At 63.8% G+C, this 14,901-nt stretch carries 14 protein-coding genes and 1 tRNA gene; 6 read left to right on the top strand and 9 right to left on the bottom strand.

Annotation, left to right across the window (positions count from 1 at the left end):
• Window positions 1-25: 25 nt before the first annotated feature.
• A tRNA-Tyr gene (locus tag HMPREF3147_RS11940) sits at window positions 26-108 on the bottom strand.
• 76 nt (window positions 109-184) lie between these two features.
• Window positions 185-1,189: a polyprenyl synthetase family protein gene (locus tag HMPREF3147_RS11935; RefSeq protein ID WP_070447998.1), complete on the bottom strand. Its 1,005-nt coding sequence runs from the start codon at window positions 1,187-1,189 to the stop codon at window positions 185-187.
• Between the two features lie 93 nt (window positions 1,190-1,282).
• Between HMPREF3147_RS11935 and HMPREF3147_RS11930 the strand changes: the two genes are divergently transcribed.
• On the top strand, window positions 1,283-2,521 hold the full coding sequence (locus HMPREF3147_RS11930) for a geranylgeranyl reductase family protein (RefSeq protein ID WP_070447996.1): 1,239 nt from the start codon (window positions 1,283-1,285) through the stop codon (window positions 2,519-2,521).
• 5 nt (window positions 2,522-2,526) lie between these two features.
• Here the strand turns inward: HMPREF3147_RS11930 and HMPREF3147_RS11925 are convergent, their stop codons facing one another.
• From HMPREF3147_RS11925 to HMPREF3147_RS11895, 7 genes are read right to left on the bottom strand one after another with little or no spacing between them, the layout of a single operon-like run.
• A complete protein-coding gene (locus tag HMPREF3147_RS11925; protein ID WP_070447994.1) occupies window positions 2,527-3,216 on the bottom strand; it encodes a demethylmenaquinone methyltransferase in 690 nt (229 codons plus the stop codon).
• Window positions 3,217-3,227: 11 nt separating this feature from the next.
• The gene (locus tag HMPREF3147_RS11920) at window positions 3,228-4,427 is read right to left on the bottom strand and encodes a glycosyltransferase family 4 protein (protein ID WP_070448041.1); all 1,200 of its coding nucleotides are present in this window, start codon (window positions 4,425-4,427) and stop codon (window positions 3,228-3,230) included.
• 8 nt (window positions 4,428-4,435) lie between these two features.
• A complete protein-coding gene (locus HMPREF3147_RS11915; RefSeq protein WP_070447993.1) occupies window positions 4,436-4,879 on the bottom strand; it encodes a DUF3592 domain-containing protein in 444 nt (147 codons plus the stop codon).
• Window positions 4,880-6,571: a 2-succinyl-5-enolpyruvyl-6-hydroxy-3-cyclohexene-1-carboxylic-acid synthase gene (menD, locus tag HMPREF3147_RS11910; protein ID WP_070447992.1), complete on the bottom strand. Its 1,692-nt coding sequence runs from the start codon at window positions 6,569-6,571 to the stop codon at window positions 4,880-4,882.
• Window positions 6,564-7,166, bottom strand: a complete 603-nt coding sequence (locus tag HMPREF3147_RS11905) for a hypothetical protein (protein ID WP_070447990.1) — start codon at window positions 7,164-7,166, stop codon at window positions 6,564-6,566. The genes menD and HMPREF3147_RS11905 overlap by 8 nt, the downstream gene beginning before the upstream one ends.
• A gap of 10 nt (window positions 7,167-7,176) precedes the next feature.
• Entirely contained in the window at window positions 7,177-9,528 is a 2,352-nt protein-coding gene (locus HMPREF3147_RS11900; protein WP_070447987.1) for an ATP-binding cassette domain-containing protein, read from the bottom strand.
• Between the two features lie 47 nt (window positions 9,529-9,575).
• On the bottom strand, window positions 9,576-10,586 hold the full coding sequence (locus HMPREF3147_RS11895) for an o-succinylbenzoate synthase (RefSeq protein ID WP_070448039.1): 1,011 nt from the start codon (window positions 10,584-10,586) through the stop codon (window positions 9,576-9,578).
• A 97-nt stretch (window positions 10,587-10,683) separates the two neighbouring features.
• On the opposite strand from HMPREF3147_RS11895, the gene dcuC reads away from it, so the two are divergent.
• The 5 genes from dcuC (at window position 10,684) to HMPREF3147_RS12885 (ending at window position 14,896) form a co-directional block, all read left to right on the top strand.
• The gene (dcuC, locus tag HMPREF3147_RS11890; RefSeq protein WP_070447985.1) at window positions 10,684-12,093 is read left to right on the top strand and encodes a C4-dicarboxylate transporter DcuC; all 1,410 of its coding nucleotides are present in this window, start codon (window positions 10,684-10,686) and stop codon (window positions 12,091-12,093) included.
• Between the two features lie 63 nt (window positions 12,094-12,156).
• Entirely contained in the window at window positions 12,157-12,759 is a 603-nt protein-coding gene (locus tag HMPREF3147_RS11885; RefSeq protein ID WP_070447982.1) for a hypothetical protein, read from the top strand.
• A 161-nt stretch (window positions 12,760-12,920) separates the two neighbouring features.
• The gene (locus HMPREF3147_RS11880) at window positions 12,921-13,382 is read left to right on the top strand and encodes a DIP1984 family protein (protein ID WP_010189741.1); all 462 of its coding nucleotides are present in this window, start codon (window positions 12,921-12,923) and stop codon (window positions 13,380-13,382) included.
• Window positions 13,383-13,727: 345 nt separating this feature from the next.
• Window positions 13,728-14,708 (top strand): 1,4-dihydroxy-2-naphthoyl-CoA synthase, encoded by a 981-nt coding sequence (locus HMPREF3147_RS11875; RefSeq protein ID WP_070447980.1) that lies wholly within the window; start codon window positions 13,728-13,730, stop codon window positions 14,706-14,708.
• A gap of 26 nt (window positions 14,709-14,734) precedes the next feature.
• Window positions 14,735-14,896, top strand: coding sequence for a hypothetical protein (locus tag HMPREF3147_RS12885; RefSeq protein ID WP_010189743.1), 162 nt, complete (start codon window positions 14,735-14,737; stop codon window positions 14,894-14,896).
• The last annotated feature ends 5 nt before the right edge of the window (window positions 14,897-14,901 follow it).

Raw genomic sequence — 14,901 nt, 5'->3', positions numbered from 1 at the left:
CATCGCGTCTGCGGGATTTATTCTGTGCCAGGTAGAAGATTCGAACTTCTGAAGGCGAAAGCCGGCGGATTTACAGTCCGCTCCCTTTGGCCGCTCGGGCAACCTGGCAGGCACTCTTGAGTGCGGTTATGTACTTTACTACGAACTCCCGCCTAACATGCAAATCGCCAGGCAGGAGGGGCTTTTAACCCACGCGCTGAACGGTGTAGTCCGCCAACTGGCGCAGTGCTTCACTAGCCGTGCATTCCGGCAGCAGGGAAAGCTGGTCCTCGACCACGCGCAGGTACGCGTTGACGTCGGCCAACGCCTTGTCACGGCCGCCCGACTGCCACAGCAGCTCGATGGCGCGTTGCACGGAAGCGTCATCCTCCAGCGGGCCTGTCAGCAGGGCGCGCAGCTCATCGCCGACCTCGCCTTCCTCCTCCAGGGCATAGAGCACCGGCAGGGTGAACACGCCCTCGCGCAGGTCCGTGCCCGGGGTCTTCCCGGATTCCTCGGAGTCGGAGAAGATGTCGATGACATCGTCGACGATCTGGAAAATCATGCCTACGGCCGCACCGATTTGGCGCAGCGCCTCGCACTGTTCTGGACCCGCACCCGCGTGGTAGGCACCCAGGTAGCCGGCGGAGGCAATCAGCACCGCGGTCTTTTCCCGGATCACCGCCGTGTAGTGCTCTACGGCGTTGGCTTCGCCAGCACCGATGGTTTCCCGCATCTGGCCGGTGACGAGCTCCTCGAAAGTCTCCGCGAAATGCTCCACCGTGTGGGTATCCAGCTGGCTCATCAGCCGCGAGGCGTGCGCGAGCAGTGCATCGCCCGCCAGAATCGCCACCGAGTTGGTCCACCGGAAGTTCGCGGAATCCACGCCGCGTCGGCGCTCCGCCTCATCCATGACATCGTCGTGGTAGAGCGTAGCCACGTGGACCATTTCCACCACGGTTGCTGCCTTCACCACCTCGGGGGATTGTGAACGTTCACCGAACTCGGAGGCCAACAACGCCATCATCGGGCGGAAACGCTTGCCACCAGCCAGGGACAGGTGGCGCACTTTGTCCTTGATGAAGTCCTGCCCGCGGTCAAGCTCCGTATTCAGCAGGTCCTCTACAGCAGCCATCCCGGCGTTGATACGCTCGGTGAGCTGCGCATCCCCCAAGTCCACGTGCTTGGCGTGAGTTTGGCCGTGTGACATTAAACGTGTTCCTTTAAGCTCAAAAATCCTAGTGTTTACTTACCGTAGCCCATGGCACGGCCCTCAACACACTTGTGGCCACTATCCCGTGCAATGATAGTCCCCATGTCGGAGCAGATCGATTCCACCCTTGTTGACGTCGCCATCGTAGGCGCCGGGCCCGCCGGCGCTGCCGCCGCTATCCACGCCGCACGCGCCGGCCACGAGACGCTGCTTGTCGACGCCTCCCCCTTCCCCCGCGACAAGACCTGCGGCGATGGTCTGACCCCACGTGCCATGCACCAGCTAGAGCTCCTTGGCATCGAAGTCAATGCTTCCTACCGCAACCGCGGGCTCAAGCTACACGGCTTCGGCGGCACCGTAACCGCTCCGTGGCCTAAGACCTACCCCTCTCACGAAGGCACAGCCCTGCCGCGCTATGAATTCGACGCGCTGCTGGTTGAGGCTGCGCAGGCAGCCGGCGCGCAACTGATAACCGGCGCGGCGACACAGCCGCAGCTGGACGGTAACCGGCTGGTCGAGTTCTCCGTCGGCAAGCGCCGCGTGCGCGCCCAGTGGGTCATCGTGGCCGACGGGGTGCGCTCAACATTTGGCAAACAGTTGGGCCGCACCTGGCACCGCGAGGAGGTCTATGGCATTGCTGCACGCGCTTATGCCGATTCACTGCGGGACGGCGAGGAATGGATGCACTCCCACGTTGAGCTCAAGGACCCCGAGGGCGTGGTGCAGCCGGGCTATGGCTGGATCTTTCCGCTGGGCCAGGGGGTCAATATCGGCTTGGGCGCGCTCTCTACGGCCGCCCGCCCGGCCCGCCTCAACACGAAGAAGGCGCTGGATTTCTACGCCGAACAGCAGCGTTCGGAGTGGGGTCTAGGCGAGCTGCGCAACGTCACCTCGGCGATGCTGCCGATGGGTGGTGCGGTGTCTGGAGTTGCCGGCGCCAATTGGATGCTCATCGGTGACGCTGCGGCCTGCGTTAATCCGCTCAACGGCGAGGGCATCGACTATGGCTTGGAAACGGCAGCACTCGCCTTGGAGATGCTCGGCACCAAGGACCTCACCTTGGCGTGGCCAGACCGGCTGCGCGCCGAGTATGGCGAGGCCTTCCTACTTGCCCGCACCGCCGCGCGCCTGCTGACCTACCCGCAGTTCCTGCCGCTGGCCGGCCCAGTGGCCATGCGCGGACCGGTGGGCCGCATGCTCATGCCGGCCGCAGCGCGTCTTATGGGCAACCTCATCACCGACGAGGACAAGGACCTCCTCGCCCGCGCCTGGCGGCTGGCCGGCGGGGCGGTCTCCACGCTGCGGCGCGATACACCTCTCTGGGCCTAAGGTGCCTAGGCGGGCTTAACTGCGGAGTGCAACGCCACGATGCCGAAGGTCAGGTTGCGCCACCCAGCTTGCTTCCAGCCATTGCGATTAATAGCGGCGGCCAGCTCATGCTGCTCCGGCCACGCACGGATGGACTCCGCGAGGTAGATATAGGCCTCCGGGTTGGAGGAGACGACCTTGGCAATCGGCGGTAACAGGCGGGTCAGATACTCCTTGTAGACGGTGCCAAAGACCGGGATGACCGGCTTGGAGAACTCCGCCACCGCTAGGCGCCCGCCGGGCTTGGTCACGCGCGCCATCTCCCGCAGGCCCAGCTCGAAGTCGTGGATATTGCGCAGACCGTAGGAAATGGTCACCGCGTCAAAAGTGTTATCCGCAAAGGGCAAGCGCATTCCATCGCCGGCCACCTTGGGCACATCGCGCTCCGCGCCAGCTGCAAGCATGCCGAGGGAAAAGTCACAGGCCACGCACCACGCGCCGGACTTGGACAGCTCTTCCGTCGAGACGGCCGTTCCGGCAGCCAAGTCAAGGACCTTCTCCCCCGGCTGCAGGTTGAGCCGCTCGCGGGTCAGCCGGCGCCAGCGCGCGTCCTGCCCAAAGGACAGCACCGTGTTGGTGATGTCGTATTTCTTGCCCACCGCGTCAAACATGCGCGCGACATCGAAGGGCTTCTTCTCCAGATCTGCCTTAGACACAAGCGCCTAGTTTAGGCGACGCGCGCTCCCAGAGCGCGAGCGGCCCAACGCGGCAGCTCCGGACGCTGGCCCAGAATGGTCAGCGGGACCTCACGGACATTCTCCAAAACCTCTTCGTAGTAGCCCAGCAGCTGCTCGCACAACGCCGGCCAAGTCTTGGAGGCAATCGACTTCCGGGCGTTCTCCCGCATCTCCTGGTGAATCTCCGGATTGAGAAGCGCGTCGACGGCATTCGGGAGATCCTCGACGAACGTGGGGACATCGAGAAGCAACCCGTTATAGCCCTCCTCAATGAGGTCCACCGGGCCGCCCGCGCGGGGGCCGATGGTGGGCACGCCTGAGGCCTGCGCTTCCTGGATGGCCTGGCAGAAAGTCTCGAACTCGCCGGCGTGCACGAAGACATCAAGGCTTGCATATGCGGCTGCGAGCTCCTCGCCACCCAGCGCCCCAGTGAAGACTGCACCTGGCAGCTGGGCCTCCAGCAGCGGACGCTCTGGGCCATCGCCAACAATGACGAGCTGAATATCCTCACGATCATTGAGCGCGGACAGGCGGTGCACGCCCTTTTCTGCGGCCAGCCGGCCCACAAAGCCGACGATCTTTTTCTTCCCCGTAGAGTCCCAGTTCCGGCGCAGCGCCGCCGAGCGCTTCGAGGGGTGGAAGCGCTCCGAGTCTACGCCGCGGCCCCAGTGGCGCACGTTCTTGATGTGGTGCTTCTCCAAGTCGCTGATGGTCAGTGAGGAGGGCGCGAGAGTCATTTGGCACGCGTTGTGGATGGTGCGCAGCCACTCCCACACCCCATAGGCCAGCGCGGAGGCATGGTACTTGGTGGCGAATCCCGCGACGTCCGTCTGGTACAGCGCCACTGCCGGAATGCGCAGCTGACGTGCGGAGAATGCGCCCGCAGCTCCGAGAACGAAGGGACTGGCCAAGTGAATGATGTCCGGCTTGAACTCGCGCAGCGCCTCGTCCACAGCGGAAGTGGGAACGCCGACCGGGAGCGAATCCACCAGTGGCACCCGCACGGTGGGCACGCGCACGATGGTGAACCCGAGGTAATCAGGGATCTCCTCCTGCCCATCCCGGGCACCAGGAGCGATGACGATGGCCTCGTGGCCGTGCTCGTGGAGGTATTCGAGGACACGCAGCACGGAGTTGGTCACTCCGTTGACGTTAGGCAAGAAGGATTCCGCGACGATGGCTACACGCATGCGCCCCATCATTCCTTTCCTGGGTGCTCAGCTGGTAAAGCACGTGCTAAATTCCGGTTAATTTTCCCGCTTGCCCACCAGCACGCACCGGCAATCAGGGTCGCCACAACTGCAGAGGACAGGGCTGGAATGATCGATAGCGTCCATTCTCGGCCTTCCACCTTGACTAGGTCCGGGTTGTTCTTGGCATAGAGCACCCAGACCTGCTGTCCCTCCCCCAGCCCGGTGGGATAAAGCAGGCCGGTGGGCGGGGTGTGATAGATACCCTCGGAGTCCTGGAAATCCACGAAGGTACGCAAGGTGCCGACATCCGTCACCGTGGCCAGGGCGCGCCCGGGGTTGGCGCCGATGGTGCGGTCATTGAGAAAAGGACCGATGACCATTCCCGCCATGCCCACGAGAGCTGCGGCGTACAGCACCAGGATCAGCTGGCGTACCCGGCGCCGCGGCATTTACTGACCTACCTTGGCATTCAAAGCTTCCTGCAGCGCGCGGCGCGAGGACCTCGTGGTATGCGCCTCCACCACGGTGATGCCGGTGGAGTATTCCTTGAGTTCTGCCAAAACGTCGAGCAGCTCCTGCGCCGAGCTCACCTCGCGGTGCTCAGCACCGCAGGCTTCCGCTAGCTTGGCCACGCCCACCCCATGCGGCGTTCCAAACGCCTTCTCGAAGGAGTCGCGCAGGGGCTCGCGGCCCTGTTCGAGCACCTCGAAGATGCCGCCGCCGTCGTCATTTGAGACGACGATGGTGAGGTTCTCCGGGCGCGGGTTGTCTTCGGGGAGGATGAGCGAAGTGGCGTCGTGGAGGAAGGTGACATCCCCCATGAGCGCCACGGTGCGCGGTGCGCGCGGGGCGTCGGCTTCGCGGGACTGGGTGGCCAGGGCGATACCGATAGCCTGCGCGATGGTGCCGTCGATGCCGGCGGCCCCGCGCGGCGAGTAGGTCTCCACACCGTCGAAGGGCAGGCCGATGAAGGACGCATCCCGCACCGCGTTGGAGGCGCCCAGGACGAGGGTATCTCCGACGGCGAGGGTGTCCCCCACCGCGGCGGCGACGTGGAGGCCGGTAAAGCCGATCTCGGGCTTGGTGGCATCCTCACCGGTGGTCTCCGCCAGAACCTCACGAACACCGTCGGCCGCCATCTGGGCCGCGCCTTCGCAGATCTTCATCCACTCTCGCGTGGGCTCGCCGCTGGTTTTGGCGGTGGTACCCAGCTGCGCGGACTCGCCACGGGGGTTGGTGAAATCTTCCGTGCGCGACAGACAGATGAGATCGATATCGGGATCACTCAGCAGTGCCAGGACACCGCGGTGCAGGGTGGGATGGCCCACGACGATGACCTGCTCCGCCTTGGTGTTGACCACGTAGTCGTTGGCGGAGACTTGGGCGCGGCGGAAGAGGTGGGCCGCGGCCGGGTGCACCGGGTGATAGGGCGCAGGTGCCGTGGGCTCGGCGATGGTGGGGACATCCTCCAGGCCTTCGACTTCCCAGGCCTCATCGCCGGCGATGACGAGCGTGTTGCGGCTGAGATCGACGGCCACCTCGCCGTGATTCGCCCACCGCGGGGTACGAGCGCGGTGCTGCGTGTAATCCGTCGGGCTACCGGGCAGCTCTTCGCCTACCAGCGGGGCATCGAGAGCCACGTTGATGTGCACCTGGCGGTCATTCAAAAAGCGCTCCGCGATAAGCGGGATATCACTCGTGCTCTCCACCTGGGTGGTCTCCGCATACACACCGAAGATGCCAGGCTGCTCAATGGTCTGGGAGGCCCCCGTGCCCACCAAGCGGGCCGGCCGGTCCGCGCTGATGACGGCCAGCGGGGTATGCGAGTAATGCGCCTCCACCATCGCGGGCAGGGCATTAGCCACCGCGGTGCCGGAGGTCATCACGATGCCGACGTGCCGGCGTTGGACGCGTGCCAAACCTAAAGCAGCGAAGGCGGCGGAGCGCTCATCCAGGCGGGTATGCACGCGAATATCGCTGCGCGCGAGAAGCGCCAAAGACAGCGGTGCGTTGCGCGAACCCGGGCAGATAACCACGTCGGTGAGGTGCCGCGAAAGCTGGGCCGCCAGTGCTTCGGCCAGCTGCATCGACTCCGGCTGCGCGGAGGCAGTGGGCTCGGTGTGAGATTCAGTATTAGGCATTGCCTGCACCACCCGTATCGAGCTCTTCCATGCCCGAATCGAATTGCTCGAAGAGGTCATTGATCAACCCTTCCAATTCGGCTCCCCCCTGGTCCACACGGTCCTGGACGTCCGGCGGCAGCTCCGTCGGCAGCTCCGTCGGAATATCGGTGGGGAGGTTATCCCGCGGCGAGCTCTTGGTGGTGGTCACCGTGGTGGGAACCTCGGTGGTCACGGTCTCGGTAACCGGCTCCGGGGCGGGTTTGTCAGCATCCGCTGCCGCACCGCGCCACAGGAAGAACAGCACGCCGGCGAAAACGACGGCGATAGCAGCGATGGCCGCGAAGACATAGGACAGGGCTCCCCCGCCCTTCTTCGGCTGCTCCACCTGGTAGCTGGACGGGACCGGGTCATATTGCGGCTGCTGATAGTTCTGGTCATAGCCCTGCTGATAGGGCTGACCATAGGCCTGCGTGTTTTGGGATCCGGGCTCCGGGAAGTGTTGTTGGGGACGCTGTGGCGGCTGCTGTTGGGGCGCGCCGAACTGGCGGGTTTCGTTCTCACCGGTGACGCGGCCGAACTGCCGCGTCTCGTTGTCGCCGTTGTTGTTGGTCATGGGATTTACCTTATCGTGCACCCGCGCCACTTAGCACCCGCCCGGTGGGCGTTAGTCCCGTGGAAACCTGACCCGGCGTGCCATCCGCCACAATCTTTCCGCCATCCGAACCAGACCCCGGGCCCATCTCAATAACCCGGTCAGCGCCGGCGATGAGGTGACGGTCATGATCTGCCACCACGACAGTATGGGAGGCCTCCACCAGCGAGTGCAGCTCAGCGATGAGCAGGTCGATATCGGCCGGGTGCAACCCGACGGTGGGCTCATCCAGCAGGTAGACGGTATGGCCCCGGCGCGAGTTGCGGGAGCGCTGCAGCTCCGTGGCAAGCTTGATGCGCTGCGCTTCACCGCCGGAAAGCTCCGGAGCGCCCTGGCCCAAGCGCAGGTAACCCAGACCGACCGCCTCCAAGGTTTGCAGCGCGTGGAGGATCGGCGCTTCATCTGCAAAGACCTCCAGGGCCTCTTCCACCGTAAGGTCGAGGATGTCCGCGATGGTCCTGTCCTTCCAGCGGATGGACAAGGTGTCATCGTTATAGCGCTGTCCCTGGCAATCCGGGCACTGGGTATAGGAGCCTGGAAGGAAGACCAGCTCGACTTCAATCTGGCCGGCACCGCCGCAGGTATGGCACTGGCCTTGCTTGACGTTGTAGGAAAAGCGCGAGACCGTCCATTTCTTCTTCTTGGCCTCCGGGGTGGCGGCGAAGAGCTTGCGCACGTTGTCGAAGAGGTTGGTGTACGTCGCCACCGTGGAGCGTGGGGTTCGGCCGATCGGCTTTTGGGTAATGGAGACCACGCGCTTGACCTGCTCCGGGCAGTCCGGGCCCGTGAGCGTGTCCTGAAGCGCGGCCAGCAACGTGGATTTGCCAGAACCCGAGAGCCCGGTAATCGCCGTGAACTGGCCCAGCCCGAAGTCCACGTCAAGGCCATCGGTGGTGTGCGAGTGCACCTGCCGCAGCGGGATTTCCCCGTGAGCCGGGCGCGCATCGGCCTTGGGCGTGGGGCGCGGGCGAGCCAAGGCACGCGCGGTGGGAGTATCGGCGGAGTCTGCTGCCTCTATGTAATCGGCGACAGGGCCCGAGTACACCACCTGGCCGCCGCGCTCACCGGCGAGCGGGCCGACATCTACGATCCAATCGGCCTGCTTGACCAGTTCCATGTCATGCTCCACCAGCAGCACCGAGTTGCCCTCCGCGATGAAGCGACGGCACATATCGAGCACCGCGCCCCTCTCCACCGGATGCAGGCCTGCAGAAGGCTCATCCAGAACATAGGTCACGCCATAGAGTCCGGAGCGCAGCTGCGCGGCCAGGCGCAGGCGCTGCACTTCACCGCCCGAGAGCGTCTCCGTCGGCCGGTCCAAACTGAGGTGCCCCAGGCCGAGTTCCAGGGCCGACTCGAAAGCCGGAAGGAGGGCCTTGAGGAGCAGGTCTTCGGCATCATTCGGCTGCGGCTTTTGGGCTTTGAGGAGTTCGAAGGCTTCGCTCAGCGGAAGGGCATTGAATTCGTCGATAGGCAGCCCGGCGTAGGTGACCTTGAGGGCCTTCGCCGTCAGCCGGCGCCCCTGACAGGTATCGCAGCGGCGGGTCTCCATGAAGCTCAAGACGCGGGCGCGCAGCGTATCCGACTTCGTCTCCGCATAGGTCTTGGTCAGGTAGCTGGCCACGGAGCGCCACGTGCCCTCATAGTTGCGCTGGATCTGATCCGCCCCGCGGCGCGGCTTGACAGTCACCACCGGGCGTTCCTCGGTGAAGAGGATCCACTCGCGGTCCTTCTTCGGCAGCTGCTCCCACGGCGAGTCCAGGTCATAGCCCAGCTCCTGGAGGATGTCGTGGAAGTTCTTGCCCGCCCAGGCTCCCGGCCACGCAGCAATCGCCCCATCCTCGATGCTTAAGGAGGGATCCGGCACCATGGAGGCCTCCGTCGGCTCTTGCACCACGCCGGTGCCCTGGCACTCCGGGCACATGCCCTCCGGGGTATTCGGGGAAAAGGAATCGGAGTACAGGCCCTCCGGGTTGTCACCGCAGCGCGAGTAGAGCAGGCGCACGGAATTGGACATGGCGGAAATCGTGCCCACGGTGGAGCGCGCACTGCTTGCCGACGCCGACTGCTGCAGCGCCACCGTCGGCGGCAGCCCCTCAATTCGGCCGACCTGAGGGTCCACCGCCGAGGCAATAAGACGGCGGGCAAAGGGTGCGACGGACTCCAGGTAGCGGCGCTGGCCTTCGCCATGAATGGTGCCGAAGGCAAGAGAGGACTTGCCGGAACCGGACACCCCGGTCACGGCCACGAGCTGGCCGCGCGGGAGGTCCACGTCCACGTTGCGAAGGTTGTGCAGGTGCGCGTCTCTCACGGAAATCGTCATGACCGCCAGCCTACGCCGACCTCCGGACACGGGCCGTGAGCTGCGCTTTAAAGGTGCGGCCAGCACTGGCGCACGCGCTCGAACCACCAATCGCGGCGCTCGCCCGGCGCGGCGAGCGCGCTGAGACGATCTGGATCGGGGGTAAGGGCTTCGGCGCGCAGGTGACCGTCGACAAGCTCGCGCGGCTCCGTCACATCCTCCAGGAACAGCGACCCCGTGGCCAGGCCTGCGGCGGCCGGGGTGACGTCGATATCCTCGTCGTCATAAATCTGCGGCAGCGCGGCCACAGCGGCCAAGCCCATGGAGATTCCCACCGAGGTATCCAGGGCGGAAGCCACCGTGATGTCCATGTGGCGCTCGCGCAGGTGGGAGGCTACCTCGAGCACCTTGCGCACCCCGCCCAACGGCGCGGGTTTGACCACGGCGACGTCTGCCGCCTGCAGTTCCGCCACGCGGTAAGGGTCGCTGGCCTTGCGGATGGATTCATCCGCCGCCACGCGCACGAAAATCCCGGCGCGCATGAGCTGGGTGCGCACCTCCTTGAGTTCCTCCACGGTCTTGCACGGCTGTTCCATGTAATCCAGCGGCATGAGCTCCTTTGCCGCGGTAACAGCTTCCTCAACGCTCCAGCCACAGTTGGCGTCGACGCGCAGCACCGGTACGCGGCCCTGGGCTTCGATGTGGGCGCGGACGGCGGCCACGCGGGCGATGTCCTCCTCCAGTGTCTGCCCCTTCTCCGCCACCTTGATCTTGAAGGTTCGGCAGCCGGGGTAACGTGCCATGACCTCGGGCACCTGCTCGGCGGGGACCGCGGGGATGGTGCCGTTGATCTCTACCCACTCGCGCACCGGCTCCGGGAAGCCCTCGTAGGCCGCCTCCAATCCGGCGGCCAGCCAGCGCGCGGATTCCTCCGCCCCATACTCCAGGAAGGGGGCGAACTCACCCCAGCCAGCGGGGCCGTCGATAAGCAATGCTTCCCGGGTGGTAATGCCGCGGAACTTCACGGCGAGCGGAAGGGATACCACGTGGGCGCGGTCGAGGACGTCATCAATATGCATGAGGTTCATCGTACATGTGGGGGCTTAGCACGACACCTGTCATAGCCGGTGTTACCTTATAACAGTAAGTGGATATAACCAGAAGAAGGATCCTCAGATGCTTTACCTTCTCATCGCACTGCTGGCCATCGCCGCAGTTGTCTACCTCATCTATAAGAAAGTCCACGCCGCGGCCTCCATCTTTGCCGTTGGCGTAATCCTGCTCATGCTCGCCGCCCTCACCGGGCGCGCGGACTTCCGCACCACCGAAATTGAAGCGACCGGCAATGCCTTCTACGATCAGCTGCTTGTCGTGGATGCACTATTCAAGGCTCGCTTCTCCGGCATCGGTATGGCGATTATGGTGCTCTTCGGCTTCGTGTCCTATATGCGGCACATTGGTGCTGATGCCAAGACGGTCGTGGTGCTGTCTTCACCGCTCAAGCGTTTCAAAGGTTCCTACTGGCTGGTTCCGGTGGGCTTCATCCTGGGCACGCTGCTCTCGCTGGTGATCCCCTCGGCCGCAGCGCTATCCCTATTGCTCGTGGCCACGCTCCTGCCGGCGCTCATCGCTGCGGGTCTGACACCGCTGACCGTGGGCGCCATCGTCGTGACCTCCTCCACCATCGTTCCCACCCCACTGGAGGCCGGCCTCATTCAGGGCGCCGATCTCACCAACATGACGCCGACGGAATTAGTCTACGGCGCCGTCGCCTACGCCACGGTTCCCACCCTGCTCATCACTGCTTTCGTCCACATGTGGTGGCAGCGCCGCTGCGATAAGGTGGACGCCCGCAAGGCCGAAAGCTCCGGTGAGGTCACCGCTGACTCGATGAATGATAAAGCCACTGAGGAAGCCATCGCCCGTGCCGCCTCCCTGCCGGGTTACTACTCCGTTCTTCCACTCATGCCGCTGCTGCTCATCATCGTCTCCGCCATCCTCAAGCGCCTGGATGTTATCCCCTTTGAGGGCGGCATCCTCCCGGTGACGGTGGTCTCCCTGTTCATCGCGATGATCATCGAGTCCATCCGCAAGCGCACCATCACGGGTGCCGTGGATTCCATCTCCAGCTTCTTCAAGGGCATGGGCGAGGGCGCTGCGGGCGTCGTGGCCCTGCTGGTCGCCGCCGCCGTCCTCGTGGAGGGCATCACGCAGATGGGTGTCATCGACATGCTTATCGACGCCGTCGAAGGCTCCTCCGGCGCCGCCGTCCTTATCGTCCTCGTCTTCGTCGCCGCCACCGCCGCGATGGCAGCACTCACCGGCTCCGGCACCGCGCCTTACTTCGCTTTCTCTGAGGTAGTACCCAACCTGGCCTCGCAGACCTCCATCCACGCCCCGCAGATGCTCACCGCCATCTGGGGTACCTCCAACCTCATGCGCCAGGTCTCCCCGGTCAACGCCGCGGTGCTCATTGTTGCCGGCGCCATCAAGGTCAACCCCATCCAGCTGGTCAAGCGCACCTCCGTGCCCATGATCGTGGCGACGGTGCTCAACACGCTGTTTGCGTTCATGTTTATTGGGTAGCACTCCCCGTCTATGGCCTCAGCGCCCCCTTAAACCACCATGCGGGGCGCTAGGCTACAACTCATGCGAAAATTCTCTACTCTCTCTTTTCTCGTTGCCGCCGGAATTGCATTGAGCGCCTGCGGCGATACTTCTGACTCCTCTACACCTGCTAGTGAGGCTTCTGCCGACAGCCAATTAACCTCCGTTGCGGCCTCAGTGACTGCCTCCCCCTCCGAGGCCGCCGAGGACAGCGGCCCCGCGCCGACTCTTAACGATGCCCCGAGCGACACCCCCGCCACGGACGACAACGCCAACCCCAACCCGGGCGGCCACAACATCAACGTCGGGCAAGTCGGCGGTGCATGCGGCTATACCAATCAAGGAGACAAGATCCACGCAGGAGAAAACACCTCCTGTGAGTTCGCCGCCGCTATGTTTGATGAGGCCATCAAGCACACCTTCACCTGGTCGCAGCGCAGCTCCACCGTGAATGGCTCCTACAACACCCACATTTCTGCAGCGAGCCCAGCGACCAAACAAACCTACGACCTGTATTGCGCCATGGGCTCTGACACTCGAACTTTCTACTGCGGCATCGACGGCGACAACTCTGTCTACGCCAGCTTTGAAGAGGCCAATAGCCAGACGTGGACCAACCGGCTTTCTACCGAAGGCCAGCCTTAGCGAGAAACCGAACATGACGTACACAACGATCAAATAAGGCCCCAGATCATCGAAGTTTTGGGGCACTATTTGTTAAAACCGTCACGACCGCACTGCGAAGCCTCCTGTCTGCCGTACAATTACCCAGACAATCAATCCCATTAAGGGTTAAAGGAGGAACCATGCTACTTGCTGAAGCCTTGGCCGAGCGCGCCCAGGCGCAGGAGCGCCTCAACTCGCTGAGTGACCGACTCGCGGCAACCGTCCGCATTCAGGAAGGCGATGAACCGGATGAGAACCCGACGGATCTCCTCCGTGAGCTCGAGGGCGTGACTAAGCGCATCGATGAGCTCGTCATCGCGATCAACGCTACGAACACGGCTACCGCGTTCGACGATGAGATCACGCTGATGGAGGCGCTGGCACTGCGTGATGGACTGCTGCGCAAGCGCCGCATCTACCAGGGATTGGCAGAGCGCGCGGGTGCGCGCCACGACCGCTACTCCCGCTCGGAGATCAAGTTCGTGGCCACCGTGCCCGTGCCGAAGTTGCGCGAGCGCGCCGATGATCTGGCCCGCCAGTACCGCGAGCTCGATACCCGCATCCAGCAGTTGAACTGGAATACGGAACTGATAACTAAATAGCGACTGCCGCTAGTTGTGCCGCACTCGTGCGGCACGTAGTCATGTCGCGCGCGTCAGGCGCGCGACGGTAGCCCACACTCTTCGCAGCGAGCGCAACCCTTACTGGGCAGGGAAGAGCCCAGTGCTTCTCAGGCGCCTTCGTAGCGCAAGAAGGCAGGGAGGTTCGATTCCGTCCCACTGTATGGTGTACCGCGCTGGTACGGAGTACACGTGCACATTGACGGGGATAATCCCGCAGTATTGTTTATTGTTTATCACCGCCGCGCTGGGCGGAGAGTATGGGTGAGGGTTTGGGAATGGGGACTATACTTCCGGCGCACCGCTTTCCAATTAAGCTGGTGTGCCATGAGCGAGCAGAAAAACTACAGCACCGATAATCCTTTCAAGCCGGAACTCTGGCGCCCCGTTGAGGGCTTTGAAGACCTGACGGATATCACCTATCACCGGCTCATCAGTGACGGTCCAAAGCCCCAGCGCAAGGACGGCATCGTCCGCATCGCCTTCGACCGCCCCGAGGTGCGCAATGCGTTTCGTCCGCACACGGTGGATGAGCTTTATCGCGCGCTGGACCACGCGCGTCGCACCCCGGATGTCGGCACGGTATTGCTGACCGGCAACGGGCCTTCCCAGAAGGACGGCGGCTGGGCGTTTTGCTCCGGCGGTGACCAACGCATCCGCGGCCGCTCCGGCTACCGCTATGCCACGGAGCACGCGCATGATGACGCGACTGCCGATGAGTCCACCGTGGACACCGCCCGCGAGAAGGTTGAGGGCGGCCGCCTGCACATCTTGGAGGTCCAGCGCCTCATCCGCACCATGCCCAAGGTGGTCATCGCCGTGGTTAACGGCTGGGCCGCCGGCGGCGGGCACTCCCTGCACGTGGTGTGCGATATGACCATTGCCTCCCGCCAGGAGGCCCGCTTCAAACAGACTGACGCCGACGTCGGCTCCTTCGATGCCGGCTATGGCTCGGCCTACCTGGCCAAGATGGTGGGCCAGAAGTACGCCCGCGAGATCTTCTTCTTAGGCCGCACCTATGACGCACAGCGCATGTATGAGATGGGTGCGGTCAACGAGGTAGTTGACCACGCCAATCTGGAGGACGCCGCCATCCAGATGGGGCGCGAAATCAACATGAAGTCCCCCACCGCCCAGCGCATGCTCAAGTTCGCCTTCAACCTCACCGATGACGGCCTCATGGGCCAGCAAGTCTTCGCTGGAGAAGCCACGCGCCTGGCCTACATGACAGACGAGGCCGTCGAAGGCAAGGAATCCTTCTTGGAAAAACGCGAGCCCAACTGGGATGACTTCCCGTACTACTACTAATCGTCATTCCTCGAGGAGAATCCACAGTGCTGTATTTCGCCATTGCCCTCGCGGCCATCGCGCTCATTGCCGTCATTGCGTCTCGAGTGTGGATGTTGCGCCGCATCCAGCAGGCGCAGAGGGATGGTGAGCGCCCCTTCGATCAGGAAGACGAGCTCATCAACCCTTACGAACACCGCGGGCGGTAACCTAG

It is taken from the genome of Corynebacterium sp. HMSC05D03, from assembly GCF_001807205.1.
GTDB lineage: Bacteria > Actinomycetota > Actinomycetes > Mycobacteriales > Mycobacteriaceae > Corynebacterium > Corynebacterium aurimucosum.
Note: the sequence above shows the minus strand (reverse complement) of the source record. Positions and strands in the feature narration are given on the sequence as shown.

Bases quoted from the DNA above. Each gene is read 5' to 3' on its own strand.
- HMPREF3147_RS11935 (WP_070447998.1), bottom strand. From the start codon at position 1,189: ATGTCACACGGCCAAACTCACGCCAAGCACGTGGACTTGGGGGATGCG.
- HMPREF3147_RS11930 (WP_070447996.1), top strand. From the start codon at position 1,283: ATGATAGTCCCCATGTCGGAGCAGATCGATTCCACCCTTGTTGACGTC.
- HMPREF3147_RS11920 (WP_070448041.1), bottom strand. From the start codon at position 4,427: ATGCGTGTAGCCATCGTCGCGGAATCCTTCTTGCCTAACGTCAACGGA.
- HMPREF3147_RS11915 (WP_070447993.1), bottom strand. From the start codon at position 4,879: ATGCCGCGGCGCCGGGTACGCCAGCTGATCCTGGTGCTGTACGCCGCA.
- menD (WP_070447992.1), bottom strand. From the start codon at position 6,571: ATGCCTAATACTGAATCTCACACCGAGCCCACTGCCTCCGCGCAGCCG.
- HMPREF3147_RS11905 (WP_070447990.1), bottom strand. From the start codon at position 7,166: ATGACCAACAACAACGGCGACAACGAGACGCGGCAGTTCGGCCGCGTC.
- HMPREF3147_RS11900 (WP_070447987.1), bottom strand. From the start codon at position 9,528: ATGACGATTTCCGTGAGAGACGCGCACCTGCACAACCTTCGCAACGTG.
- HMPREF3147_RS11895 (WP_070448039.1), bottom strand. From the start codon at position 10,586: ATGCATATTGATGACGTCCTCGACCGCGCCCACGTGGTATCCCTTCCG.
- dcuC (WP_070447985.1), top strand. From the start codon at position 10,684: ATGCTTTACCTTCTCATCGCACTGCTGGCCATCGCCGCAGTTGTCTAC.
- HMPREF3147_RS11885 (WP_070447982.1), top strand. From the start codon at position 12,157: ATGCGAAAATTCTCTACTCTCTCTTTTCTCGTTGCCGCCGGAATTGCA.
- HMPREF3147_RS11880 (WP_010189741.1), top strand. From the start codon at position 12,921: ATGCTACTTGCTGAAGCCTTGGCCGAGCGCGCCCAGGCGCAGGAGCGC.
- HMPREF3147_RS11875 (WP_070447980.1), top strand. From the start codon at position 13,728: ATGAGCGAGCAGAAAAACTACAGCACCGATAATCCTTTCAAGCCGGAA.